Annotated in this window: 20 protein-coding genes; 15 read left to right on the top strand and 5 right to left on the bottom strand. The window is 65.3% G+C overall.

Features of this window, described 5'->3' with window-relative positions:
• Positions 1 to 121: 121 nt before the first annotated feature.
• A complete protein-coding gene (locus tag ACQY6T_RS11540) occupies positions 122 to 3649 on the bottom strand; it encodes a tetratricopeptide repeat protein (RefSeq protein ID WP_428630930.1) in 3528 nt (1175 codons plus the stop codon).
• A 290-nt stretch (positions 3650 to 3939) separates the two neighbouring features.
• Between ACQY6T_RS11540 and ACQY6T_RS11535 the strand changes: the two genes are divergently transcribed.
• From ACQY6T_RS11535 to ACQY6T_RS11505, 7 genes are all read left to right on the top strand, one after another.
• Positions 3940 to 4317, top strand: a complete 378-nt coding sequence (locus tag ACQY6T_RS11535) for a BlaI/MecI/CopY family transcriptional regulator (protein WP_428630929.1) — start codon at positions 3940 to 3942, stop codon at positions 4315 to 4317.
• Positions 4314 to 5981, top strand: a complete 1668-nt coding sequence (locus tag ACQY6T_RS11530; RefSeq protein ID WP_428630928.1) for a M56 family metallopeptidase — start codon at positions 4314 to 4316, stop codon at positions 5979 to 5981. The genes ACQY6T_RS11535 and ACQY6T_RS11530 overlap by 4 nt, the downstream gene beginning before the upstream one ends.
• A gap of 112 nt (positions 5982 to 6093) precedes the next feature.
• Complete coding sequence (locus ACQY6T_RS11525) at positions 6094 to 6837, top strand: hypothetical protein (protein ID WP_428630927.1); 744 nt, start codon at positions 6094 to 6096, stop codon at positions 6835 to 6837.
• Positions 6834 to 8930, top strand: coding sequence for a TonB-dependent receptor plug domain-containing protein (locus ACQY6T_RS11520; RefSeq protein ID WP_428630926.1), 2097 nt, complete (start codon positions 6834 to 6836; stop codon positions 8928 to 8930). Before ACQY6T_RS11525 ends, ACQY6T_RS11520 begins: the two co-directional genes overlap by 4 nt.
• Before the next feature lie 17 nt (positions 8931 to 8947).
• Entirely contained in the window at positions 8948 to 9322 is a 375-nt protein-coding gene (locus tag ACQY6T_RS11515) for a reverse transcriptase-like protein (protein ID WP_428630925.1), read from the top strand.
• 93 nt (positions 9323 to 9415) lie between these two features.
• Positions 9416 to 9895, top strand: a complete 480-nt coding sequence (locus tag ACQY6T_RS11510) for a hypothetical protein (RefSeq protein WP_428630924.1) — start codon at positions 9416 to 9418, stop codon at positions 9893 to 9895.
• Between the two features lie 225 nt (positions 9896 to 10120).
• A complete protein-coding gene (locus ACQY6T_RS11505; protein WP_428630923.1) occupies positions 10121 to 11161 on the top strand; it encodes a rod shape-determining protein in 1041 nt (346 codons plus the stop codon).
• Between the two features lie 27 nt (positions 11162 to 11188).
• Here ACQY6T_RS11505 and ACQY6T_RS11500 read toward each other — a convergent pair whose 3' ends face one another.
• The 4 genes from ACQY6T_RS11500 to ACQY6T_RS11485 all read right to left on the bottom strand — a co-directional run bounded on the left by ACQY6T_RS11500 (position 11189) and on the right by ACQY6T_RS11485 (position 13876).
• Positions 11189 to 12220, bottom strand: a complete 1032-nt coding sequence (locus ACQY6T_RS11500) for an adenosine deaminase (RefSeq protein WP_428630922.1) — start codon at positions 12218 to 12220, stop codon at positions 11189 to 11191.
• Positions 12213 to 12788, bottom strand: coding sequence for a phosphoribosyltransferase (locus tag ACQY6T_RS11495; RefSeq protein WP_428630921.1), 576 nt, complete (start codon positions 12786 to 12788; stop codon positions 12213 to 12215). The genes ACQY6T_RS11500 and ACQY6T_RS11495 overlap by 8 nt, the downstream gene beginning before the upstream one ends.
• 178 nt (positions 12789 to 12966) lie before the next feature.
• A complete protein-coding gene (locus ACQY6T_RS11490) occupies positions 12967 to 13500 on the bottom strand; it encodes an SRPBCC family protein (protein WP_428630920.1) in 534 nt (177 codons plus the stop codon).
• Entirely contained in the window at positions 13493 to 13876 is a 384-nt protein-coding gene (locus ACQY6T_RS11485) for an ArsR/SmtB family transcription factor (RefSeq protein ID WP_428630919.1), read from the bottom strand. Before ACQY6T_RS11485 ends, ACQY6T_RS11490 begins: the two co-directional genes overlap by 8 nt.
• Before the next feature lie 111 nt (positions 13877 to 13987).
• Here ACQY6T_RS11485 and ACQY6T_RS11480 point away from each other — a divergent pair, with 111 nt between their 5' ends.
• The 8 genes from ACQY6T_RS11480 to ACQY6T_RS11445 all read left to right on the top strand — a co-directional run bounded on the left by ACQY6T_RS11480 (position 13988) and on the right by ACQY6T_RS11445 (position 24053).
• Complete coding sequence (locus ACQY6T_RS11480; protein WP_428630918.1) at positions 13988 to 14710, top strand: peptidylprolyl isomerase; 723 nt, start codon at positions 13988 to 13990, stop codon at positions 14708 to 14710.
• A 62-nt stretch (positions 14711 to 14772) separates the two neighbouring features.
• Positions 14773 to 15567, top strand: a complete 795-nt coding sequence (locus ACQY6T_RS11475; protein ID WP_428630917.1) for an outer membrane protein assembly factor BamD — start codon at positions 14773 to 14775, stop codon at positions 15565 to 15567.
• A 47-nt stretch (positions 15568 to 15614) separates the two neighbouring features.
• On the top strand, positions 15615 to 17285 hold the full coding sequence (gene recN, locus ACQY6T_RS11470) for a DNA repair protein RecN (protein WP_428630916.1): 1671 nt from the start codon (positions 15615 to 15617) through the stop codon (positions 17283 to 17285).
• Complete coding sequence (locus tag ACQY6T_RS11465; RefSeq protein ID WP_428630915.1) at positions 17282 to 17974, top strand: GNAT family N-acetyltransferase; 693 nt, start codon at positions 17282 to 17284, stop codon at positions 17972 to 17974. The genes recN and ACQY6T_RS11465 overlap by 4 nt, the downstream gene beginning before the upstream one ends.
• 1 nt (position 17975) lies before the next feature.
• Positions 17976 to 20066, top strand: a complete 2091-nt coding sequence (ligA, locus tag ACQY6T_RS11460) for an NAD-dependent DNA ligase LigA (RefSeq protein ID WP_428632640.1) — start codon at positions 17976 to 17978, stop codon at positions 20064 to 20066.
• Positions 20067 to 20230: 164 nt separating this feature from the next.
• Positions 20231 to 21400 (top strand): sterol desaturase family protein, encoded by a 1170-nt coding sequence (locus ACQY6T_RS11455; protein WP_428630914.1) that lies wholly within the window; start codon positions 20231 to 20233, stop codon positions 21398 to 21400.
• A gap of 104 nt (positions 21401 to 21504) precedes the next feature.
• Positions 21505 to 21951 (top strand): hypothetical protein, encoded by a 447-nt coding sequence (locus tag ACQY6T_RS11450; RefSeq protein WP_428630913.1) that lies wholly within the window; start codon positions 21505 to 21507, stop codon positions 21949 to 21951.
• A gap of 71 nt (positions 21952 to 22022) precedes the next feature.
• The gene (locus tag ACQY6T_RS11445) at positions 22023 to 24053 is read left to right on the top strand and encodes a TonB-dependent receptor family protein (RefSeq protein ID WP_428630912.1); all 2031 of its coding nucleotides are present in this window, start codon (positions 22023 to 22025) and stop codon (positions 24051 to 24053) included.
• Positions 24054 to 24063: the final 10 nt, after the last annotated feature.

Genomic DNA, 24063 nt, shown 5'->3' with positions numbered 1-24063 from the left:
CCTGCGGAGGCAGGGACCCATCGCCTGGGCTATCGTTGGCCAACAATCATCGTACCGATATCGCGACGGCTGGAGATGAACCCCTGCCTTCGCAGGGGTACAGCTGCGGTTGTCCTAGAGTTCAATCGTCGCGGTTGGCGATATTGGTGAAGGCCGCCCAGGCCGAAGGGTGCGCCCAGCCAGCTTTCCAGCCGGCGATTGCCGTGCCGTCGGCGCGTTTGCCGCTGCGCACCGCCTTCATCCCTGATTGCAGCGCCTGGGCGCGTGACAGGTCGGGATTGGTGCGCCGCGCCATCAGCGTTTCGACGGTCAGGACCGCGGTCGCTTCGTCCGACACGCGCCAGTGGCTGGCGAGCAGCGCGTCGGCGCCGGCGTAGAGGAAACCGCGGGCGAGCGCCGAGAGGCTGTCGCCGCCGCCCGAATTCTGTGCCGACGCGGTGTTGCACGCCGACAGGATCACCCAGTCGGCGGTGAGGGTCAGTTGCGCCGCTTCGGTCGCAGTGAGCAGGCCGTCGTCCATGTCGCTGGGCGTCGTCGGCGGGGTCAGCACGAGCCCCGGCTCGCCGAACCCGAGATCGGGATCGGGGAGCAAGCCGTGGGTGGCGATCGCGATGATGTTGCTCGTCGATAGCGCGGCGTCGCTGCGCAACGCCGTTTCGGTGGCTTTGCTGTCGAGGGTGAGGTTGCCCGGCGCGACGCCAAACAGATTGGCCATCGCCGCCAGTTCGACCTTGGTCCCGGGCAACGGCGCAAGTTTGCGCAGTTCGTCGGGGTCAGCGAGGGGCGAGCCCGATTCGGACACGCCGTCGAAGACCCCGATGCCGGTCGCGGCGCGCGATCCCGCGTCGCCGCCGGCAAGAACGGGCGCGCCATAGCCGCGGAAGGTTTTATCGCGCCGACCGGTGCGCGGCTCGCCGGTCAGGGTCAGCGCCGCGACCGAGGGCAGACTGGTAAAGGCGTAGCGGTCGGACAGCCACGCGGCGCGGGCGAGGGTGTCGGGATCGGCCAGGTCGGCGCCGGCCGGCAGCGCGGTTTCCGACAACATCGCCAGCGGCAAGTCGCTGAGCTTGCCGGAGGCGGTGACATAGAGGCGGGTGGTACCTTTGAGCAGCGGTTCGATCGGTTCGATCAGTTCCTTGTACAACGCATTCGCCGTGTTCAGGTCGAAGCGGCGGTTCCCCTCCAACTCGCTGGCCGACATGGCGATCGCGTCGAGTTCGGCTTTGCGCGCCGCCGAACAGGTGGCGAAATCGACGTCGCAGCGCAGATCCGAAATCTGTTTCAGGATGACGTCGATGTCCTTGCCCGGCCGGCTCCAGCCGACCGCGGTCGGGGTGACGACAAAGAGGTGAAAGGTGTTCGCCGCCTCGGTCATCAACAGCAGCGCTTCGCCCGGGCGCAATGCTTTTTGCGCCTCGGCGAGGGCAATCGGGCGCGGCGATACCAGCTGGCGGTACGAGGGATATTTCTGGTCGATCAGCGCGCTGACGTCGGCCAGCTGCGCCTGAACGCCGTCGAGCTCGCCGCGCAGGCGCGCGGCTTCGACCGGTTTCTGGGCGCTGAGCGCGCGGAGCAGATTCTTGTCGAGGAGGTTTGCCTTGGCGGCGAGATCCTGTTCCTGGCGCACCGCTTCGGCCATTTGCGGCGTCTTGGCGGCGCTGCGCGCTGCGGTTTGCAGCACCGCGCGGCCGGAGGCCGAGCTGACCGCATCCTGCGCGGCGCGAAAGGCTCGGTCCTGGATTTGCGACTGGTCGGCGGCGCTGGGGGTGTCGCTCATCAGGCCGAAGGCGGCGTTCATATAGGTCGTGAAGATCTCGCGGTTGGGAGACACCTGTTGCCGGTCGAGCCCCGACAGCGCGACGGCACTGCCGCCCGCTTCGCTTTGGTCGTTCAGGCTCCGCAGGATCGCAACCGCCTTGGCCGCCGCCTGCTCCGCCTCGACCGCCTTGTTTTGGCGCAGCAGGTTCGAGGCAAGCCGGTTATAGGCCCGCGCGGTGTCGATATGCGCCTCGCCGACGCTGTGTTGCAGAATCGCGAGCGACTGGCGGTAATAGGGTTCGGCGGCCCGATCGCCGCCGTCGCCGCGTGACAGCGTCGAGGCGACATTACTATAGGCCACTGCCGTCAGCGGATGATTTTCGCCGAGCAGACGGCGGCGGATTTCGAGCGACTTGATCGTCATTTCGGCCTCTTCGGTGTGGCGGCCGAGGTCGCCCAGTGCCGAGCCGAGGCCGGAATAGGCCCATGCCGTGTCGGGATTATCGTCACCGAACTTGGCGCGGAAAATGGTGAGCGCCTGACGCATCAAGGGTTCGGCGCGCTCGGCGTCGCCGGCGTCGCGCAAATTATGGCCCAGGTTGATCAGGGTGGTGGCATAGGAGGGGTGGTCGCGGCCGGCGACCCCTTCCTGAATTTCGAGCGCGCGCCGATACATCGGCTCGGCCTCGGCAAAGCGGCCCTGCTGATTCAGATTGTGCGCGACATTGCCGTACATCGTCGCGGTCCGCTCGTTGCGTTCGCCAAGCGCCTGCCGCGTGGTGTCGAGCGCCTTGCGGAGCAGGGGCTCAATCGTGCTGGGCGGCATGCCCCTGTTTTCCATGTTGAGCGCGAGGTTGTTATACGCCTCGCCAGTCAGCGGATGGCTCTCGCCGAGCAATTTGCTGCGGATCGCGAGCGCTTTGCGATAGGCGGCGTCGGCCTCGCCGAAACGCCCCGCCAGGTTGAGGCTATAGCCCACGGCGGTGTAGCCGAGCGCGGCCTGGGTGCTGTCGTCGCCCTTGACGCTGCGCCAGATGGTGAGCGCCTTGTTCGCCTCTGTCGCGGTTTCGGCGTAGCGTCCCATGTCGGCGAAATTGACCGCGCTGTTGTAATGGCGCAGCGCGACGTCGTCGCTGTTCGGCCCGGCGAGCGCGGTGTCGATGGCCAGCGCCTTTTCGAGCATCGGGGCGGCTTCGTCATAGCGCGCGAGGCTGCGCAGCACGACCGCGAGATTGCCATAGCCCGACGCGGTTTCGCGGTGGCTTTCGCCGTGCACGGCCAGGCTGGCGGCGAGCGCCTTGCGGTACAGCACCTCGGCGCCCTTCATGTCCCCGAGTTCGGACATCACTGACGCAAGATTGCTCGTCGCAATGATCGTTTTGGGATCCAGTTCACCCTTTTGCGCGATGCGCGCGGCCAGAATCGCCTGACGCAGCGGCAGCGCTTCGGCCGGACGGCCCTGTTTGATATAGTTCGACGAGAGGAAAGCGGTGGCGGTCAGCGTTTCATCATCTTGTTCGCCGAACGCCTTGCGGTTGATGTCGAGCAGGCGCTTCCAATAATCCTCGGCTTCCTTCGTCCGGTTCTGATCCTCGAGATTCCCGGCCAGTAGCCGGTATCCCAGGCTGGTGATCAGCCCGTCGGCGCCGTAACGCTTGGTCGCTTCGCCGATCCAGCGGCGATACACTTCGCCCGCCTCGCGTTTTTTGCCGGCGCCGTCGAGTTCCATGCCGCGATTGATCAGGTCGAGCATTTTTTGCTGGTCGGCGTTGAGATCGCTGCTGGGCGGCGCGCCGGGTGGGGAGACGTCCTGCGCGAAGGCGATCGGCGCGGCGGTCCACAGCGGCGCGGCAAGGAGGAGAGCGAGGAAGCGGTATCGACGGTCGGCCATGATGCGGCATTTTCCCTGTTTTGACCCAACATACAGATTAAATTGGGATATTGTCATCTGCGATCGGACACAGAGCCGAGAGAGATTGTTTCGGCTAGCGTTGGTCTGACCTTAGAATGGGGCGGCAATCGGTGATGTGACGGGCGTCACTGGGGACGGGCGCGGCGATGACCCGGTACATTGGGGAAAGTGGGTTTGGGTGTCAGGACCTGTGTTACCCGAACAAAACCCCTTGCCAAGCATGCGCTACAAATGTAGCACGCTACAAATGTAGCGCATGAGGTGATTCGATGCTGTCCAGTTTGCCGCCGCGGGAACGCGAGATTGTCGATATTTTGTACGAGCGCGGCGCGTCGACAGTGACCGAGGTTGGCGACGCGCTGTCCGACGCCCTGTCGGGGTCGGCGATCCGCGCGATGCTCAAGCGGCTGGAGGCCAAGGGCTTTGTGGTGCGCGAGGCGTCCGACCATGGGTTTGTCTATGCGCCCAGCGTGTCGGACAAGACGGCGCGCAAATCGGCGCTGAGCCAGGTGGTGCGGGTGTTTTTCAACGGATCGGCGACGAGCGCCGCCGCGGCGTTGCTCGGCATGCAGGATGAAATGAGCGCGGATGAGCTCGACGAGCTGGAAAAGCTGATCGGGCAGGCGCGCGAAGGGAGAGCGAAATGATGATCACCACCGCAACCTTGATCGGTCTCGTGTGGAAATCGGCGCTGATTGCCGGGCTGACGCTGGCGCTGCTCCGATTGGCGCGCACGCGCTCCGCCGGCGAGCGGTCGCTGGTCGCCCACGTCGGGCTGCTGGCGCTGCTGGTGCTGCCTTTCGCGACGATGATGTTGCCGCAGTGGCAGCCGCTGCCCACCGAATGGGCCGCCGCGGCGCCGCCGGTTGTGACCACCGCGGCCCCCGTCGCCGCCCCGGCGGACGATGCGGCCGTGTCTGCCGCGGCGTCCGTTCCTGCGACGGCCGAAACCGGCCAATCGCTGTCGGTCGTGCTGGCATCGGGGAGCGAGTTTGCCCCCTTTTTCTATCTTGTTCCCCTCGCTTTGCTGTTTGCAGTGATGCTGCTCGCGGTCCTGCGGCTGTTTGCGATGCGCGGGCGCGCCGAGGTGCTGGTCGAAGGATCGTGGCTGTCCGCGCTGGCCGAGGCGCAGCGGCGGATGGGGTTCAAACATGGCACCGCCTTGCTGGTCAGCGACGAATTGCGTTCGCCGATCAGCTGGGGGCTGCTGCGCTCGACGATCGTGCTGAGTCCCAAGGCGGTGCAGGCGGTCGGCGAGGCCGAGGCGATCATCGCGCACGAACTGGCGCATATCGCGCGGCTCGACTGGGCGAAGCTTCTCGCTTCGCGCGCCGCCTGTGCGGTCTTCTGGTTCAATCCCCTGGTGTGGATGCTCGCAAGGGAAAGCCACCAGTTGCGCGAGGAAGCCGCCGACGATGCGGTGCTGATGGCCGACATCGACGGCCCCGATTATGCGACGCTGCTGGTCGGCGCGGCACGGCATGACAACAAGGCGGCGCTGATGGCTGCGCACGGCGTTGCGCCGTCGAAGAACAGCCTGAAACGCCGGATTACCCGCGTCCTTGACGCCAGCCTGAAACGCGGACCGGCGAGTGCGAGCTGGGTCTTGATGAGCCTGGTGTTGCTGGCGGGGGTTACTGCGCCGCTGGCTGCCTTCTCAGCCACCGCGGCACAAGAGCAGGCGACGGCCGAACAGGCGTTTGCCGCGGATTCCCGGACCGTCGCGGTGGCCGCGCGGCAATCGGCGCTAACGTCTTCGCAATCGGCCGTGGCGTCGCGCGATGCGGCCGAGGATAGCGCGGCACAGGCCGCCGCGTCATCCAAACAACTGACCCCCGAACAGCTGATCAGCATGCGCGCGGTCGGCGTGACCCCCGAGGATGTCCGCCAAATGCAGGACGATCGCTGGTCGGTCGATGCCGCTGATGTGATCGCGGCAAAGGCGACCGGGATCGATGGTGCCTATATCGGCCAGATGCGCCGGCTGTTCCCCGGCGCCGAGGTTGGCGAGATGATCGGCGCGGCGGCAGTGGGGGTCGATGTCGCTTACGCCCGCGACATCAAGGCGTATTTCCCCGGCGTCAATCTGGACGACCTGACCGGGATGCGCGCGGTGGGGGTCGATAGCGCCTTCATTCGCGAGATGCGCAAGGCCGGGGTCGTCCTGCGCGATCCCGAAGACGCGATCGCGCTACGCGCGACGGGCGGTATAGGCCGCGCGGCGCGGGCGGCCATCCCCGAGCCGCCTGCACCAGTGCGGTCGCCTGCCCCGGTGCGGCCGCCCGAACCGGCTCGCCCGCCAGCGGACTGACGCCCGGACATTCGTCCCTAGCTACCGACCACTGATCGAAACCCGTTTTGAAAAACGCCGCTGCGGGGGCGAGCGGTGACGCTCGTCCGGCGCCGGCAACAGGAGTGCCCGCATGAAAACCCCCATTATCGCCGCCACCGCCGCGCTGCTGACCATATTGGCCTGCGCCGCGCCGAGTACGGCCGCCGATCCGTTGGTCCTGAGCGACATCGCATGGACCGCGACACCGCCGACGACCGGCAAAAGCGAACCGCGGCTGCGCGTCCGCCACAAAGGGTCGAGCAGCGACGTGTCGCTGGACAGCGCCCGGCGCGAACTGGCGTCGGCGCGCGCGGCGTTGCAGAGCGGCAGCGGACCGGTGTCTTTTACCGTGGACCATAGCGCCGGGACGCTGGCTTGCACGGGCAAGCTGACGCGCGCGTTCGAGGGTGAGGGCGGCTGCCGCTTTACCTCTGACCCCAAATTCGAGACGGCGCTTGGTGATCGCGGGCTGGTCCCCGCGCGGCGCAGCGATCTGCTCGCGATGCTGCTGGTCGATGCGACGATCGACCTCGCCGACGGGCTGATCGCCGAGGGGGTAAAGCCCAAGGGAACCGACGATTTGATCGCGGCGGCGGCGCTGGACGTGACGGGCGATTATGTCCGCGACCTGAAATCGGAAGCGATGGTGTTGACCGACATCGAAGACGCGATCGCGTGCAAGGCGCTGGGCGTCGACGGCGCCTATGTGCGCGGGCTCGCGGCAGCCGGGTATCGCAAGCTGAGCGCCGAGGATGTGATCGGCATGAAGGCACTCGGGGTCACCGGCGACTATGCGAAGGCCATGAACCGCGCGGCGCATGGGAACGGACAATGAAGCGCCTGATCAGCCTGATTGCGCTTTCGACCGCGCTGTCGGCGCCGGTTTTGGGGCAAGAGGCGCCGCCGACCGGCGACACCCCGCCGCCCGCGCCGACCGAGGTTCCGGCGGGCGGGGTGAGCAGCACGGCACGGCAGATCTATACCCCCGCCGACTTCGCACGCTATGCACCCAAGAACGCCAATGACATGCTGAACCAGGTTCCCGGCTTTTCGGTCCGCGATAATGAAAATCTGCGCGGTTTGGGGCAGGCGACGGGCAATGTGCTGTTCAACGGCGAACGGCCGTCGAACAAGGGCGACGACATGTTCACGCAGTTGTCGCGCATCCCGGCGGGCAATGTCGAGCGGATCGAGATCGTCGACGGCGCGACGCTGGATATTCCCGGATTGTCGGGGCAGGTCGCCAATATCGTCTATCGCGCCGCCGCGTTTTCGGGCCAGTTTTCGTGGAAGCCCGAGTTTCGTGCGCATTATACCGACCCCCTGTTCACCCGCGCCGATGTGTCGGTGCGCGGGCGGAGCGGCGACATCGAATATGAAGCCGCGCTCAACAACAATGAATCGGCGCGCAGCGGCGCGGGCGGCCCGACGCTGATCAGCGATGGCGCGGGTAATATCATCGAGCGCCGCCGCGACGTGTGGAACACCCATTATGACACGCCGAAGCTATCGGGGCGGATCACCTGGGATCCTGCCGGCGACACGGTGGCCAACTTTGGCGGCCATTATCAGCGCAAATATGACCGTTATTATGAGGATGGCGTGCGCACCGGCCCCGGACTGCCCGACCGGACCCGCACGGTGTATGAAAATGCCGACAGCTGGAATTACGAGGTCAGCGGCGATTATCAGCTGGGTGTGGGGCCGGGGAAGCTGAAGCTGATCGGGCTGCGCCGGTTCAGCCACGAACCCTATGTGCAGGAAATCGTGACGAAGCCGGTGGGCGGGATCGCGATTGGCGATCGGTTTGCGCAGACCGGCGATCTGGGCGAAACGATCGGGCGCGGCGAATATCAATGGAAAATGTTCGGCGGCGACTGGCAATTATCGGGCGAGGCGGCGTTCAACACGCTGGACAACGTCGCGGCGATCGCGGTGCTCGATCCTTCGGGGGTATTTGTCGACCAGCCGTTCGCGGGCGGCACCGGCGGGGTCAGCGAGGATCGGTACGAAGGGCTGCTCAGCTTTGGCCGCAAGCTGACCGACAAGCTGAATTTCCAGATCATTGCCGGCGCCGAACATTCGACGATCACCCAGACCGGGATGAACGGGCTAACCCGCAGCTTTTTTCGGCCCAAGGGGTCTATCTCGCTGGCGTGGACGCCGACCGCCGATTTCGACGTGTCGGTGAAGCTGCGGCGGCGGGTGCTGCAACTGTCCTTTTACGACTTTCTGGCGCGCGCGTTCCTGAACGACGGCAACCAGAATGAGAGCAACAACGACCTGCGGCCGCAGCAGGACTGGACCTATGAGGCCGAGATCAACAAGAAGTTCGGGGCTTGGGGTTCGACCAAGGTCGTGCTGATCTATCGCGATGTCGAAGACCGCGTCGATGTCGTGCCGGTCGGCGCCAATGGCGAGGCGGTGGGCAATATTGCCAAGGCGAAAGCCGGCGCGATCGATTGGACATCGACGATCAATATGGACCCTGCGGGCATCAAGAGCATGAAGTTCGAGACGCGGGTCCTGCTTCAGAAATCATCGTTGCGCGATCCCTTTACCGGCGAGAAGCGCCAGTGGAGCGGATTTACCGATACCGTGGTGGAACTGGGGGTGCGGCACGACATCCCCAGCAGCGACATCGCATGGGGCGCGAGCGCCAACTATGGCCATTACCAGCCAAACTATCGCCGCAATCAGATCGACAAGACCTGGGAAGGCCCGTGGTTTGCCGCCGTTTATGTCGAGCACAAGAATGTGATGGGGCTGACTGTCCGCGCTCAATTGGCCAACGCCGTGAACGCGCGATCGAAACGCGACCGGACGGTTTACACCGGCGTGCGCGGCGAGAGCCCGATCGCCTTTGTCGAAGAACGCAACCGGTTGATCGGGCCGATCTTTGCCTTTTCGGTGCGCGGGAAGTTTTAAGCCGCTATGGCGGCGCGATGACCGCCCGCCGCACCAAAATCTATTTCGATGGCGGGTGCCGTCCCAACCCCGGGGCGATGGAGATCGCCGTTGTCGTCGGCGGCGTCGCGACGATCGACCGCGATGCCGGGATGGGTAGCAGCATGGACGCCGAATGGCTGGCGCTGATCGCGGCGCTGCGGCTGGCGCAGGCGCGCGGACTTGCTGACTTTGTCCTGTTGGGTGATGCGGCGCCAGTGGTGGCGCAGGCGAATGGCGCGGTGCCTGCGCGCGGCGGCGCGGCGGCGCATCTGGCGGTGTTCAGGGCGCTGGTCGGCGCCGCGCCGCGCCCGCGTGTGCGGTACATAAAGCGCACCCAAAATCTGGCGGGAATTGCGCTGGCGCGCCGATGACGGCAATATAATTGCCGATCAAGCTGTAAATCCGTACTAGTCTTTGCTAGAGCGCGCCGCCATCCTTATGCAAAATAACGAAAGACTGGTGCGTTGAAGCCGACCCATCCCTTGCCCGTTCACCATAGCTGGCCGCTGTACGAGCGCGAGCGCTATTTCGAACTGGGTCGGCTTCATGGGGCCGGCACTCTCGATGCGGTCGCCGACATCGCCGACCTGTCCGCCAATGACTGGTCGGAACGGGCGCAGGCGGGGTGGTGGGAATGCGACCTGACCGACGACAATCGGCTGAGTTGGTCAAACGAAGTCTATGATATTTTCGGCCTGCCGCGCGGCGCGGCGGTGACGCGCGCGGAAAGCGTCGCGCTGTATGGCGACGGATCGCGCGCCGCGATGGAGAAACTGCGCGCCTATGCGATCAAGCATCGCCGCGGCTTTACCGTCGACGTTGAAATCAAGCCGGTCACTGCGTCGCCGCGGTGGATGCGGTTGATCGCGGCGCCGCTGTGCGTCGACGAGCGGATCGTCAAGCTGCATGGCCTGAAATTCATCGTTCCGGATCAGGGCGCATAGCGCGCATAAAGACTCGGTGAATGGGCGCCGCGAGCGATAAACCGTTCAGTGGCGACGACCGATGGTGATTTTGGCTCGTCCGGACTTGATAAACCAACGGCCTGCGCCAGCGGCGTTGACGCGATTTAACCATCGTTTCAAGCGGAAATTCACGGGGCAGCGCGGGCGTCGATCGCGCGCGTCCCCGATTCTCCATCACCGCATGACCAGGGGCGTTTGCCGCATATGAAATTTTTTAATCGGTTCGGTTCGGCCGCGCATGACATGGCCATCGATCTGGGGACCGTGAACACCGTCGTCTATGTGAGGGACAAAGGCATCGTGTTGAATGAGCCGTCGGTCGTCGCGCTGGAAACGCGCGACGGGGTGCGGCGGGTCAAGGTCGTCGGCAACGAGGCCAAGCTGATGATGGGCAAGACGCCGAGCAATATTCAGGCGATCCGCCCCCTACGCGACGGGGTGATCGCCGACATCGATGTCGCCGAACAGATGATCAAGCATTTCATCGACAAGGCGCTTGGCGGGCCGAGCCGGTTTCGCCAGCGCAGCAATGTGGTGATTTGCGTCCCGTCGGGATCGACGATGGTCGAACGCCGCGCCATCCGCGACGCGGCGTCGAACGCGGGCGCGGTGTCGGTGCAGCTGATCGAGGAATCGCTGGCGGCGGCGATCGGCGCCGGGTTGCAGGTCACTGCCCCGATGGGCGCGATGGTCGTCGATATCGGCGGCGGGACGACCGAGGTGGCTATCCTGTCGCTGGGCGGCATCGCATACAGCAATTCAGTGCGCGTCGGCGGCGACAAGATGGACGAAATGATCTCGTCCTACATCCGCCGCAAACATAATCTGATGATCGGCGAAATGACCTCCGAACGCGTCAAGCTGGCGATCGGCTGCGCCGTCGCGCCCGAGGGCGAGGGGACGGTGATCGGGGTCAAGGGCCGCGATCTGGTCAACGGCCGTCCGTCCGAAGTCCGGGTGTCCGAAGCCGAGATTGCCGAGGCGCTGGCCGAACCGGTCGGGCAGATCGTCACCGCGGTGCGCGCCGCGCTGGAACAAACGCCGCCCGAATTGTCGGCGGACATCATCGACGAAGGCATCACCCTGACCGGCGGCGGGGCGTTGCTGCGCCGGATGGACGTGGCAATCGCCAAGGCGACGGGATTGTCGGTTCAGGTCGCCGAAAATGCGCTGATCTGCGTCGCGATGGGGGCCGGGCTGGCGTTCGAGGACCGGTCGTATCACGGGGTGCTGATCGCGGCGTGATGGCTGGCTGACTTTGGTCGGCGGCGGCTAGCTCTGTGCGTAAGCGTCGATGGCCGCCAGATGCTTTGCCTTGGCTGCGTCATCCAGGAACGACCCCGTGAAACTGTTGCGCGCCAGCGTCAGAAGATCGGCTTTCGACAGGTCGAGCGCGTCGGCGACCGCCAGGTAATTGGCGTTCACATACCCGCCGAAATAGCTGGGATCGTCCGAATTCACCGTGGCGCGAAGCCCGGCGTCGAGCATGGTTTTCAGCGGGTGAGCGGCGACGTCATCGACGACGCAAAGCTTCAAATTCGAAAGCGGGCAGACTGTCAGTGTCATGCCCGCGGCGGCGAGGCGCGCGACGAGCGCGAGGTCTTCGAGGCTGCGGTTGCCATGGTCGATGCGGTCGACTTTCAGCAGGTCGAGCGCTTCATACACATAGGCGGGCGGGCCTTCCTCGCCGGCGTGGGCGACGATTTTGAGGCCGAGGCTGCGGGCGCGGGCAAAGACGCGTTCGAACTTGGCCGGCGGATGGCCGACTTCGGATGAATCGAGCCCGACCCCGTCGATGCGGTTTAGGTACGGCAGCGCTTCGTCGAGGGTCGCCTCGGCCTCTGCCTCGCTGAGGTGGCGCAGGAAGCACAGGATCAGTTTCGAGGACATGCCGTTGTGCGTCTGCGCGTCGTCGAGCGCGCGGGTGATGCCGTTGACGACGGTTTCGAACGCGATTCCGCGCGTCGTATGCCCCTGCGGATCGAAGAAGATTTCGACGTGTCGCACCGCGTCGGCATGGACGCGGGTGAGGTAGGCGGCGGTCAGGTCGTGGAAATCCTGCTGCGTGTGGAGGACGCCCATGCCCTGATAATAAATGTCGAGAAAGTCCTGAAGGTTCGAGAAAGCGTAAGCCGCGCGGACCTCTTCGACGCTGGCATAGGGGATGGCAACGCCGTTGCGCTGCGCCAGTTCGAACATCAGTTCGGGTTCGAGCGAGCCTTCGATATGGAGATGGAGTTCGGCCTTGGGCAGGTCGGCGATGAAGGCGGCGCGGTCGGCGCGCGAGGCGAAACCTTCATGCATTGCGAATGCCCTCCTCGCGCAGGATGATCGCCGCCTCCGGTTTGTGGTGGCGGATTTCGTCGACCGTCAGTCCGTCGATCTCGTGCGGGAAAATCAGCCACTGGTCGGTCTCGTGGACGAAGAAATCGGGGCGCAGGTCGGTGACATTGCGGCGTGGTTTGAACCAGACGGTCGCGATGCGGATGTCGCGGGGCATATTGTGGCGGCAGCGCGCCTTCAGTTCGGCGATGAAGGCGCGGATGCTGCGCCCGCTGTCGAACACATCATCAATGATCAGCAGTCGGTCTTCGGGGTTCAGCGTGTCGATCAGATAGCCGAGCGCGAAAACCTTTACCTCCGGATCCTGGCGATCGATGCCGTGATAGGACGAAGTGCGGATTGCAATATGGTCGCAATGTTGTCCGTGATAATCGAGCAGTTCCTGCACCGCGATGCCCACCGGCGCGCCGCCGCGCCAGATGCCGACGAGGTGGGTCGGTTTGAAGCCGCTGTCGATGACCTGCATCCCAAGGCGCAGCGAATCGGCGAGCAGGTCGTTGGCGCTGATGAAGATTTTGTCGGCAGTCATGCGCGAGGGGTAATCGCGTGGTGTGGTGTCCGCAAGGTAATGCGTGAATGTCGGCTTTAGCGCGGGGAGCGGAAATTCTGTTCCCCGGATTTCGCCGGGGACCGTTACCAACCGATCGTTTCCAGATGTCAGAAGGGGGCTGCTGGCGCAGCCCCTTCCTTCCGTTCTGCGGGTGCGATCAACGCGCCAGCCGCGCCGCATATTCGCTGCGCAGGCGCACGAAATTGTCCCAGTGCGGCGTCGCTACGGTGCCGCGCAAAACGGCTTCGAGGACGTCGACATGCGAATGCCAGCCGGCGCTGACGTTGAGCAGGACCGCGGGATCCGCGACGCGCCGGTGGACGATCGTCAACAGCACGTCCTGCCCCTTTTCCTGCAGGGTGAAGGTCACGCCGCCGGTACTGCCCCAGCTGATCGCCAGCCGGTGCGGCGCGGCGATGTCGAGAATTTCGCAGGTCATGCGATTTTCCTCGCCCATGCCTTCGGGCCGTGCGCCGGGCGGATCGGTCAATTCGTCGTTGCGCCAGACGAGATCGACCGGCGCCCCGACTTTTTCCTCCATCGCGCCCGCGGCCAGCCATTGGCGGCGCAGTTCGCCGTCGGCGAGGTACGACCATAGCCGCTCGATCGGGCCAGGGAGCAGGCGTTCGAGGGTCAGCGTCGCGTCTTCGGTCACCACGCCATAATCGTGGTCCGTCGTCATGTCAGTCATCGTCATTCTCCGTCTTATTTTTGGAGGGGGGCTTGGGGTGAAGTAGCGCGGCATCGGCGCGGAGCAGCTGTTCCAGCGCATCGAGGCGATCGGTCCAGAAGCGGCGATAGATACCGAGCCACTGGTCGGCGGACATCAGCGGTACCGGGTCGAGCGAACAGATATGGGTACGCCCGCGGACATCCCGGCGGACCAGCCCTGCGGCTTCGAGCACCTTGATATGCTTCGACGCCGCGGCAAGCGACATGGCGAAAGGCTGGGCCAGTTCACCCACCGTGCGTTCCCCGGCGGCAAGGTCACCGAGCATCGCGCGTCGCGTCGCATCACCGAGAGCGTGGAAGATTGTATCGAGCGTTTGCGAATCATGTTCAACCATGTGGTTTAATATAAATTGCCCCCGCGGCAATTGTCAACCATATGGTTTAATGTTGGCCGTGCGACCGATTTCCGCTTTCACCGCAACGAGGTTCGGATCATAAGCAAGGCCATGTTGACCGGCATGATCCTCTCGCTCGCCTTGGCGGCCCAGGCTGCGGCCGCGCCGCCGCCCACAACGCCGCCGGCGCCGCGGCCGCGGCCGATGTTTGCGCCGCCCCCGCCGCCGCCGCCTTTGCCGGTTCCCGTCGACACCGATGCGGTCGACCCGCGCGCCTATGTCGCGCTGGTCACCGATCTGGGCACGATCGTGGTGCGGATCGAGACCAAGCGCGCGCCGGTGACCGCGGCCAATTTCCTGCGCTATGTCGACGCCAAGCGGATGGACGGGTTCAAATTCTACCGCTCGACCAAAAGCTGGGGGGCGGCGAGCCAGCTGGTCCAGGCGGGCAACCGCGGCGATCCGCGGCGCAACTTTCCGCCGATCGCGCACGAGCCGACGAAGGTCAGCGGGCTGACCAATTGCCAGGGGGCGCTGTCGATGGCGCGGCGCAATCCCGGCGATGCGACGAGCGACTTTTTCCTGCTGTTGTCGGATATCAAGGGATTCGACAGCGACGCGGCGGGCGGTGACGGTGCGGGCTTTGCGGTGTTCGGCGAGATGATCGCGGGCGCCGACATCGCCGCGGCTATCTTTAACGCCCCGATCTCGCCGACCGCCGGCGAAGGCGTGATGAAGGGGCAGATGCTGGAACCACAAGTGACGATCAAGACGGCGCGCCGCGTTCCGGCGCCCGCGAATGCGCCAAAAGGCTGCGTTGTGAAGGCGCCGTAAAACTGCGCCGAGCCACCCATCATTTATTTTGCGTTCATCCGCGCTGTGGCTATACCGCGCGCATGACTCACCGCACCCCTTCGCGCCCCTTCGTGCGCCTGCTCGCTGCCGCTATCGCCATCACCCCTTTGCTCGCGGCTTGTGCCGGTGGCGGCGCGGTCAAGAAGGACACGCGCTATGTCGCGCGCGACGTCAACACCTTGTACCGTGCCGCGCAGGACCGGCTCGACCGCAAGCAATACGGCATCGCGGCCGCGCTGTTCGACGAAGTCGAGCGCCAGCATCCCTATTCGCCGTGGGCGCGCCGCGCGCAGCTGATGAGCTCGTTCAGCTACTATATGGACCGCGAATATACCCCGGCGATCGAGGCCGCGCAGCGGTTTCTGGCGATCCATCCGGGCAACAAGGATGCGCCCTACGCCTATTATCTGATCGGCCTGTCCTATTATGAACAGATCAGCGACGTCACGCGCGACCAGAAGATCACCCAGCAGGCGTCGAACGCGCTGGGCGAAGTGATCCGCCGCTACCCTGACAGCCGCTACGCGTCGGACGCGCGGCTCAAGGTCGATCTGGTGCAAGATCATCTCGCGGGCAAGGAAATGGAAATCGGCCGCTTCTACCAGCGCAGCTCGAACTGGCTGGCGGCGTCGATCCGGTTCCGCGAAGTCGTCGACAAATATCAGACGACCAGCCACGCCCCCGAGGCGCTGTATCGTCTGACCGAATGCTATTTGTCGCTCGGCATTCCCGCCGAGGCAAAGAAGTCGGCGGCGGTGCTCGGCGCGAACTATCCCGGCAATGAATGGTATGGCCGCGCGTATAAGCTGATGCAGAAGAACGCCCCGAGCGCCTGATCGCGCTGGCAATAGATTCTGCCTTTGTTCTGCGGTAAGGACGGCTTGTGCTAACCGCTTTGTCCATCGCCAACATCGTTCTGATCGAACGGCTCGACCTTGATTTCGAGGTCGGGCTGGGTGTGCTGACGGGTGAGACCGGGGCGGGCAAGTCGATCCTGCTCGACGCGCTCGGACTGGCGCTCGGCGCGCGCGCCGACAGTGCCTTGGTGCGGCAGGGCAGCGGGCAGGCGCAAGTGACCGCAAGTTTTGTCGCGCCCGTTACCGGTTCCGCTCTCGCGGCGCTGCTCGCTGCCAATGAGATCGGCTTGGAATCGGGCGAACCGCTGTTGGTGCGCCGCACGCTCAAGGCCGACGGCGGCAGCCGCGCGTATCTGAACGATCAGCCCTGTTCGGCGGCGCTGCTGCGCGAGGTCGGGACGCATCTGGTCGAAATCCACGGCCAGCACGACGATCGCGGTCTGCTTGCGCCCGCGGGCCACCGCGCCCTGCTCGATACCTTCGCGCGCGCCGACACCGCTGCGGTGGCGGCGGCGCATGGCGCGTGGCGCGCCGCCGAGGCGAAGCTGGCGGCAGCGCGCAGCGCGCTCGACGAAGCAACGCGCGACCGCGAGTGGCTGGAGCATTGCGTCGCCGAATTGCAGGCGCTGGCGCCCCAGCCGGGCGAGGATGCCGAACTCGCCGCATCGCGCGCGGCGATGCAGAAGGGCGAGAAGATCGCCGGCGACCTTGGCGCGATCATGGAGGCGTTCGAGGGTAGCGAAAGCGGCCCCGCGAAACTGCGCGGCGCGGCGCGGCGGCTCGACCGGCTGGCAGGCGATCATCCGCTGCTGGCCGAAGCGCTGGCGGGACTCGACCGCGCGATCATCGAGGCCGACGAGGCCGAGACGAAGCTGCGCGAGGCCGCGCGGGCGATGGAATATGACCCCGAACGGCTCGATGCGACCGAGACGCGCTTGTTCGAACTGCGCGCGATGGCGCGCAAGCACAACGTTCAGCCCGACGAGCTGACCGAACTCACCGGCACACTGGCCGCGCGGCTCGACGCGATCGAGGGGGGCAGCGCGGGGCTGGCGAAGCTGGAGGCAGCGGTCGCCGAAACCGCCGCAGCCTACACCCATGCGGCGAGCGCGCTGTCCGACCTGCGGAGCAAGGCGGCGGCGCGGCTCGATGCCGCGGTGGCGGGCGAACTGGTGCCGCTGAAGCTCGATGCCGCGCGCTTTCAGACGCTGGTCGAGCGCTTGCCTGCCGATCGCTGGGGACCGGAAGGCATGGACCGCGTCGAATATCTGATCTCGACCAACCCCGGTGCGCCATTTGCGCCACTGGCCAAGATTGCGTCGGGGGGCGAATTGTCGCGCTTCATTCTCGCGCTCAAGGTCGCACTCGCCGAAGAGGGCGGGGCGGACACGATCATCTTTGACGAAATCGACCGCGGGGTGGGCGGCGCAGTGGCGTCGGCGATCGGCGAACGACTGGCGCGGCTGGCGGGCGCGGGCAAGCAATTGCTGGCGGTGACGCACAGCCCGCAGGTCGCGGCCAAGGGCGCGGCGCATTTTGTCATCGCCAAGTCGAGCGAGGGGATTGTGACCCGCACGAGTGTGCATGCGCTGGACGAAGCGGGCCGCCGCGAGGAAATCGCCCGCATGCTGTCGGGCGCCGAGGTGACCGCCGAAGCGCGGGCGCAGGCGGAAAGGCTATTGGAGGTCACGGCGTGACGATCGCGCATCCGCTCGACCGGCCAGTGTGGAGCATGCTCACCGGACGCCAGGCGCATCTGGCCACGGGCGACGCCCGCGCGTTGCGGCTTGATCGTGGCTATGGCGTGTTCGGCGTCGCCGCCGACCCCGGCACCGCGGCGCAGGCGGCGCTTGCGGCGCTGATTCCCACGGGTGAGGAGTTGTGGATTGTCGAGGGCGACGCCTGGCCAGTTCCCGCCGGTGCGCGCGAGGTGAAGCGCGCGGTGCTGACGCAGATGGTCGCCGCGGGCGCGCCGCCGAGGGCGCGCGACGGCGAGCCTATGATCATCGCGCTCGGTGAGGCGGATGCCGCCGAAATGGCGGCGCTCGCCGAGCATGCCAAGCCGGGACCGTGGGGGCCGACGACGCATCGCTATGGACCGTTCTTCGGGATCCGCGACGGAGACGGCCGTCTGCTGGCGATGGCGGGGCAGCGGATGCTGATGCCTGGCATGGCGGAGGTCAGCGGGGTGTCGACGTGGGAAGATTGCCGCGGGCGCGGCTATGCGCGGACGCTGATCGGCCATGTCATGCGCGACATGGTGGCGCGCGGCGAGCAGCCGTTCCTGCACAGCTATGCCGACAATGCAGGAGCGATTGCGCTGTATGAGTCGCTGGGTTTTCGGATCCGGCGCGCGGTGCATGTGCTGGTGATTGCGAATGATTGATATGAACGACGGCACCGCCCTGTCAGAAGCCGATGCCGCCAACGAATTGATGCGGCTGGCAAAGACGATCGCTTATCACAACCGGCGTTACCATGCCGACGACGCGCCCGAGATCAGCGACGCCGATTATGACGCGCTGGTGCGGCGCAACAACGAACTTGAAGCGACCTTTCCGCAGCTGATCCGCGCCGACAGCCCGAACAGCCAGGTCGGTGCTGCGGTGGAGGCGTCGCCGCTCGCCAAGGTCACCCATGCCCAGCGGATGATGAGCCTCGATAATGCGTTCGCCGACGACGATGTCGCCGAATTCGCGGCGCGGGTGCGGCGCTTCCTCAACCTGCCCGAAGACGCCGCTGTCGCGCTGACCGCTGAGGACAAGATCGACGGGCTGTCCTGTTCGCTGCGCTATGAGCGGGGCGTACTGGTGCAGGCGGCGACGCGGGGAGACGGGAGCGTGGGGGAAGATGTGACGCCGAATGTCCGCACCATCGCCGACATTCCCGAAAAGCTGGCCGGAGACGCGCCTGAAATCTTCGAAATTCGCGGCGAAATCTATATGGCCAAGGCGGATTTTGCTGCACTCAATGCTGCGCAGCAAAAAGCCGAGGCGAAGGTGTTTGCCAACCCGCGCAACGCCGCCGCCGGATCGCTGCGGCAGAAGGATGCGAGCGTCACCGCGGCGCGCCCGCTGCGCTTTCTGGCGCATGGGTGGGGCGAGGTCAGCGATGTGCCTGCGGCCACGCAATATGACGTGATGCGGTTGATCGAAAGCTGGGGGGTGCCGGTCTCGCCGCTGCTCGGCCGCTTTGAATCGGTTGCCGACGTGCTCGCGCATTATCGCCAGATCGAGGCGCGGCGCGCCGAGCTACCCTATGACATCGACGGGGTCGTTTATAAGGTCGACCGCCTCGACTGGCAGGCGCGGTTGGGGTTTGTCGCGAAGGCGCCCCGCTGGGCGATCGCGCATAAATTCCCCGCCGAACGCGCGCAGACGACATTGGAGGCGATCGACATTCAGGTCGGGCGCACGGGCAAGCTGACCCCGGTCGGCCGGCTGACCCCGGTCACCGTTGGCGGCGTCGTGGTGTCGAACGTAACGCTGCACAATCGCGACGAGATCGGGCGATTGGGTGTCCGCCCCGGCGACCGCGTCGTTGTCCAGCGGGCGGGCGATGTGATCCCGCAGGTCGTCGAGAACCTGACCCGCGACGAGGATCGCGTGCCGTACCTGTTTCCAGATCATTGCCCGGTGTGTGGCAGCGAGGCGGTCGCGGAGGAGAGCGAGGTCGACGTTCGCTGCACCGGCGGCCTGATCTGCGTGGCGCAAAAGTTTGAGCGATTGCGCCATTTCGTCAGCCGCGGCGCGCTCGATATCGAGGGGCTCGGCGAAAAGAGCATCCAGGAATTTCTCGATCTCGGCTGGCTGGTGCGTGGCCCGGCTGATATTTTCCGGCTGCACAAGCATCGCGACGAACTGCTCCACCGCGACGGGTGGAAGGAAAAATCGGTGGATAACCTGTTTGCCGCAATCGAGGCGAAGCGATCGCCCGACGCCGCGCGACTGCTGTTCGGTTTGGGCATCCGCCATATCGGCGCGGTGACGGCGCGCGATCTGTTGAAGGGGCTGGTCACATTGCCGACGCTGCGCAAGGCAGTTGAGCAAATGAATGAAATGTATCGGCTCGAAGATGGAACGCGAATTGCCGCGCCATCTAACTATTTTGAAATCGACGGCGTTGGCACCGCAGTCAATGAAGCATTGCGAGATTTCTTTCACGAGCCGCACAATTGTGAGCTGTGGGACGATTTGCTGTCGGAAGTATCGCCGCCGCCCTTTGTCGTCGAAACGCGCGACAGCGAAGTGTCGGGGATGACGGTGGTGTTTACGGGCAAGCTGGAGACGATGAGCCGCGACGAGGCGAAGGCGCAGGCAGAGGCGCTGGGGGCCAAGGCGGCGGGATCGGTAAGCGCGAAGACCGATCTGGTCGTCGCTGGGCCAGGCGCGGGGTCGAAGCTCAAGCAGGCAAGCGCGCTCGGGATCAAGGTGATCGACGAAGCCGAGTGGGCGGAGATTGTCGCCGCGGCGGGGTGAGCAGGGCATCCACCCTCGTCACCCCGGACTTGATCCGCGGTCCATGACGGCGGGGCAGGAATGGATGCCGGGTCAAGCCCGGCATGACGAAAATGAGGTTAGGGTGCTAGTAAACGGTGCGCGCCATCACAGACGGGGCGGCGAAAATGCGGTGAGGGGACCACATGGCCAAGCGTGATTATCTGAACCACCTGATGCGCGATCTGGAATCGCATACCGAGGTGCGGCGGTTTGGCAGTGGGTGGCTGTCGGGCTTTTTCGCTTTGCTGTTTGCGGTCGTCGGCTTTGGCCTCGTGATCGCGCTGCGCTTCCCCGACTGGTTCGCAACCCCCGAACTGGCGATCGTCAAGGATTGGGGCGGGTTTCGCGGGGTTGTCCATCTAGTGCTGCTCGCCAGCTATGGCCTTGCGCTGCTCAGCTTGCTGCTGCGTCCGCGTAAAGTGCTGGGCGCGACGGCGCTGATCATCGCGCTGGCCGCGACGCTGATCGGCGGGTCGAACGTCCAGCCGGCGGAAACGCGCGACTGGGGCATTTTCTTCGGGCTCGACTTTTTTGTCGTCAACCTGCTGATCACCGGCTTCATGTTTGCGCCGCTTGAACGCCTGTTCCCGCATCGCCGGACGCAGCGCCTGTTCCGTACCGAATGGCGCGAAGATCTGTTCTATTATCTGGTCAGCACGATGTTCGTGCAGGTGCTGGGTTTCCTCGCGCTCGCGCCGTCGACGATCATCAACGACCATACGAGCAATTGGCAGGCGTTTCGCGCCGGCGTCGCGGCGCTGCCGTGGCTCGTCCAGTTCGCCATCGTGCTGGTCGCGTCGGACATGGCGCAATATTGGTTCCACCGCAGCTTCCACCGCTACCCCTTCCTGTGGGGTTTCCATGCTGTCCACCACAGCGCGAAGTCGATGGACTGGCTCGCGGGGTCGCGGATGCATTTCGTCGAAATCATCCTGCTCCGTTCGATCACCTCGCTGCCGCTGTTCACATTGGGTTTCAGCCCGTCGGTGATGCAGGCTTATATCGGCTTTGTTTATGTCTGGTCGTCGCTGCTCCACGCGAATGTCGGGGGCAATTTCAATCGGCTGGGCCACTGGATCGCGACGCCGCGATTTCATCACTGGCACCATGGGTTGGAACGCGAGGCGTTCGACGTCAATTTCGCGATCCATTTCCCGTGGATCGACAAGATTTTCGGGACATTCCATTTGCCCAAGGACCGCTGGCCCGAAAATTACGGCATCCCTGAAGAGGTGCCGCGCAGCTATTGGGGGCAGTTCCTCTATCCGTGGACGCGCACGGGGAAGAAGACCGACGAGACGCTGGCGGAATAATCCATCCCGTCATTGCGAGCAAAGCGAAGCAATCTCCAGCCATCGACCTTAGTCTGCCGTCGATGGCTGGAGATTGCCGCGTCGCTTCGCGCCTCGCAATGACGATGGCTGTGCAACGCATCTTGTCAGCCAATGGCATCCGCCATAGAGCGCGCCGGGTGAGTCTGCTCGCCGCCTTTCGCCGTCCCGGCATCCTGCTGCTGTTGCCGCTGCTCCTCGCGCTCGCCGCCCGGGTGCTGGTGGCGCCGGGGTGGATGATCGAGAGCGATGCGGGCGGGTCGATCACGGTGCGTATCTGTTCGGACCCGACCGATCCCGGGAAGACCGTGACGATCGCGCTGGAAAAGGCGGGCAGCCACGACGCGGGCGAGACGCAGCAGCATTGCCCGTGGGGTGCGCTGGCGAATGCGCCGATCGTGCCTGGTGAACCGCTGTTACTGGCCGCGCCGATGGTTGCGGCGCCGACCCCGGTCGCGGTGCGGTCGCTGGGCTTTGCGCCCGGCATCGCGTCGCCGCTGCCGCCGAGTACCGGACCGCCTGCTTTCGCCTGAACCAGATTGAACGGCTGCCCACGCAGATGCGCGGCGCGGCGCTTTGCTGATTTCACGCGAAAGATTGAACCATGTCACCTCACGCCTATCGGGCGGCGCCTTTGCTGGCGCTCGTCCTCTCGCTCGTCCCTGCCGCGGTGCAGGCCGCCGAGGCCGAAGCCGATCCGACGATCATCGTCACCGCCCCCGAACTGACCAATGACGCCGAAGCGCGCGTCGCCAAGACGGCGGGCGGTGCCGACGTCGTCAGCCATCAGGATTATGCCGACAAGTCGATTGTCTCGCTGCGCGACACGCTGGCCTTTTCGCCCGGCGTCTATATCCAGCCGCGCTATGGGCAGGAGGTCCGCATTTCGATCCGCGGATCGGGGCTGTCGCGCGGGTTCCATATGCGCGGGCTGACGCTGCTGCAGGATGGGGTGCCGATCAACCTGGCCGACGACAACGGCGATTTTCAGGAGCTCGAGCCGATCTTCTTCGATCATCTCGAGGTCTATCGCGGCGCCAACGCGCTGCGTTTCGGGTCGGGAACTTTGGGCGGTGCGGTCAATGGCGTGACCCCGACCGGGCGCACGGCGGAGGGCTTTTACCTGCGCGGCGATGTCGGCAGCTTCGACAGCTATCGCGGGCTGATTTCGGCGGGCGTCGCGAGCGAGCGCGTCGATGCGTGGGCGGCGGTCAGCACCGATACGTCTAACGGCGACCGCGACCATGTGCAGCGCCGCAGCTTTCGTTTCCACGGCAATGTCGGGCTGAAGCTGAGCAACGTCGCTTCGACGCGTTTCTATGCCAGCTACAACGACATCAAGCAGGAAATCCCCGGCGCGCTGACCTTCAACCAGGCGCTGACCACCCCGCGCGTCGCCAGCGCGGCGGCCGTGGCGGGTGATCAGGCGCGCGACATTGTCTCGCTGCGGCTGCAGAACCGCACGACCATCGACTGGGGCGCGTTCAAGCTCGACGTCGGCGGCTTCGTCAATGCCAAGTCGCTCTATCACCCGATCTTTCAGGTGATCGATCAGGACTCGCTCGATCTCGGCGGTTTCTTTCGCGCCGATTATGCCGCGGGGCCGGTTGAGGTCACGCTGGGCGGCGAGCTGCGCCGCGGCAGCACCGACGCGCGCCAATATGTGAATATCGCGGGACGGCGCGGGGCGCTGGTGTTCGACGCCGACCAGACCGCGCGCACCGCCAATATCTATGGCGAGGTGCGGGTGCGGCCGCTGGAGCAGCTGACCTTGATCGCGGGCGGCGTCTATGCCGATGGCTTCCGCAAACGGCGGGTCAATGTCTCGACCTCGCGTGACGGGCGGATCGAATTCGACGCCTTTTCGCCCAAGTTCGGTTTGCTGTTCCAGCCGAGCGCGGACGTGCAATTCTTCGCCAACTACAGTCGTTCGGCCGAATTTCCGGGCTTTGGCGAAGTGTTCCAGACCCTCGGCACCCCGCCGATCAGTCAGGTCGTGTCGACGATCCGCCCGCAGCGGGCGTGGACAGCAGAGGTCGGGACGCGCGGCAAGACCGGGATCGTCAGCTGGGATCTGGCGCTCTACCGCGCGGCGCTGAAGGGCGAATTGCTGCAATTCACGACCAATGTCAGCATTCCGGTGGCGACCTTTAACGCCGACCGCACGCTGCATCAGGGGGGCGAGGCGGCGCTGGAAATCGCCCTGACCGACTGGCTGCGACTGCGGCAGGTTTATACGTACAGCGACTTTCGTTTCCGGGGTGACAGCCAGTTCGGGAACAACCGCCTGCCGGTGGTGCCGAACCATGTGTATCGCGCCGAGGCGCGGATCGGCACCGACGCGCTGCATATCGCGCCGAATGTCGAATGGGTGCCCAATGGCCCCTACGCCGATTACCGCAACCTTGTCCGCACCCCCGACTATGCGCTGCTTGGCGTGACCGGCGGTGCGCGGATTGCTGAGGGGATCGACGCCTTTGTCGACGTTCGCAACATCATGGGCAAAAAGGCGATCGGCGATATCAGTGCGGTGATCACCGCCACCGCGCCATCGGTGGTCACGCCGGCGGCGTCGGCGATCTATTATCCCGTCGAGCGCCGCGCGGTGTCCGCCGGCATTCGCGCGCGATTCTAAGGGGGCAGGG

The sequence above is a fragment of the Sphingopyxis sp. genome (genome assembly GCF_965279725.1).
Classification (GTDB): Bacteria; Pseudomonadota; Alphaproteobacteria; order Sphingomonadales; family Sphingomonadaceae; genus Sphingopyxis.
Note: the sequence above shows the minus strand (reverse complement) of the source record. Positions and strands in the feature narration are given on the sequence as shown.

Coding starts and splice junctions, on each gene's coding strand:
- ACQY6T_RS11540 (WP_428630930.1), bottom strand. CDS start 3,649: ATGGCCGACCGTCGATACCGCTTCCTCGCTCTCCTCCTTGCCGCGCCG.
- ACQY6T_RS11535 (WP_428630929.1), top strand. CDS start 3,940: ATGCTGTCCAGTTTGCCGCCGCGGGAACGCGAGATTGTCGATATTTTG.
- ACQY6T_RS11530 (WP_428630928.1), top strand. CDS start 4,314: ATGATGATCACCACCGCAACCTTGATCGGTCTCGTGTGGAAATCGGCG.
- ACQY6T_RS11525 (WP_428630927.1), top strand. CDS start 6,094: ATGAAAACCCCCATTATCGCCGCCACCGCCGCGCTGCTGACCATATTG.
- ACQY6T_RS11520 (WP_428630926.1), top strand. CDS start 6,834: ATGAAGCGCCTGATCAGCCTGATTGCGCTTTCGACCGCGCTGTCGGCG.
- ACQY6T_RS11515 (WP_428630925.1), top strand. CDS start 8,948: ATGACCGCCCGCCGCACCAAAATCTATTTCGATGGCGGGTGCCGTCCC.
- ACQY6T_RS11505 (WP_428630923.1), top strand. CDS start 10,121: ATGAAATTTTTTAATCGGTTCGGTTCGGCCGCGCATGACATGGCCATC.
- ACQY6T_RS11500 (WP_428630922.1), bottom strand. CDS start 12,220: ATGCATGAAGGTTTCGCCTCGCGCGCCGACCGCGCCGCCTTCATCGCC.
- ACQY6T_RS11495 (WP_428630921.1), bottom strand. CDS start 12,788: ATGACTGCCGACAAAATCTTCATCAGCGCCAACGACCTGCTCGCCGAT.
- ACQY6T_RS11490 (WP_428630920.1), bottom strand. CDS start 13,500: ATGACTGACATGACGACGGACCACGATTATGGCGTGGTGACCGAAGAC.
- ACQY6T_RS11485 (WP_428630919.1), bottom strand. CDS start 13,876: ATGGTTGAACATGATTCGCAAACGCTCGATACAATCTTCCACGCTCTC.
- ACQY6T_RS11480 (WP_428630918.1), top strand. CDS start 13,988: ATGTTGACCGGCATGATCCTCTCGCTCGCCTTGGCGGCCCAGGCTGCG.
- ACQY6T_RS11475 (WP_428630917.1), top strand. CDS start 14,773: ATGACTCACCGCACCCCTTCGCGCCCCTTCGTGCGCCTGCTCGCTGCC.
- ligA (WP_428632640.1), top strand. CDS start 17,976: ATGAACGACGGCACCGCCCTGTCAGAAGCCGATGCCGCCAACGAATTG.
- ACQY6T_RS11455 (WP_428630914.1), top strand. CDS start 20,231: ATGGCCAAGCGTGATTATCTGAACCACCTGATGCGCGATCTGGAATCG.
- ACQY6T_RS11450 (WP_428630913.1), top strand. CDS start 21,505: ATGGCTGTGCAACGCATCTTGTCAGCCAATGGCATCCGCCATAGAGCG.
- ACQY6T_RS11445 (WP_428630912.1), top strand. CDS start 22,023: ATGTCACCTCACGCCTATCGGGCGGCGCCTTTGCTGGCGCTCGTCCTC.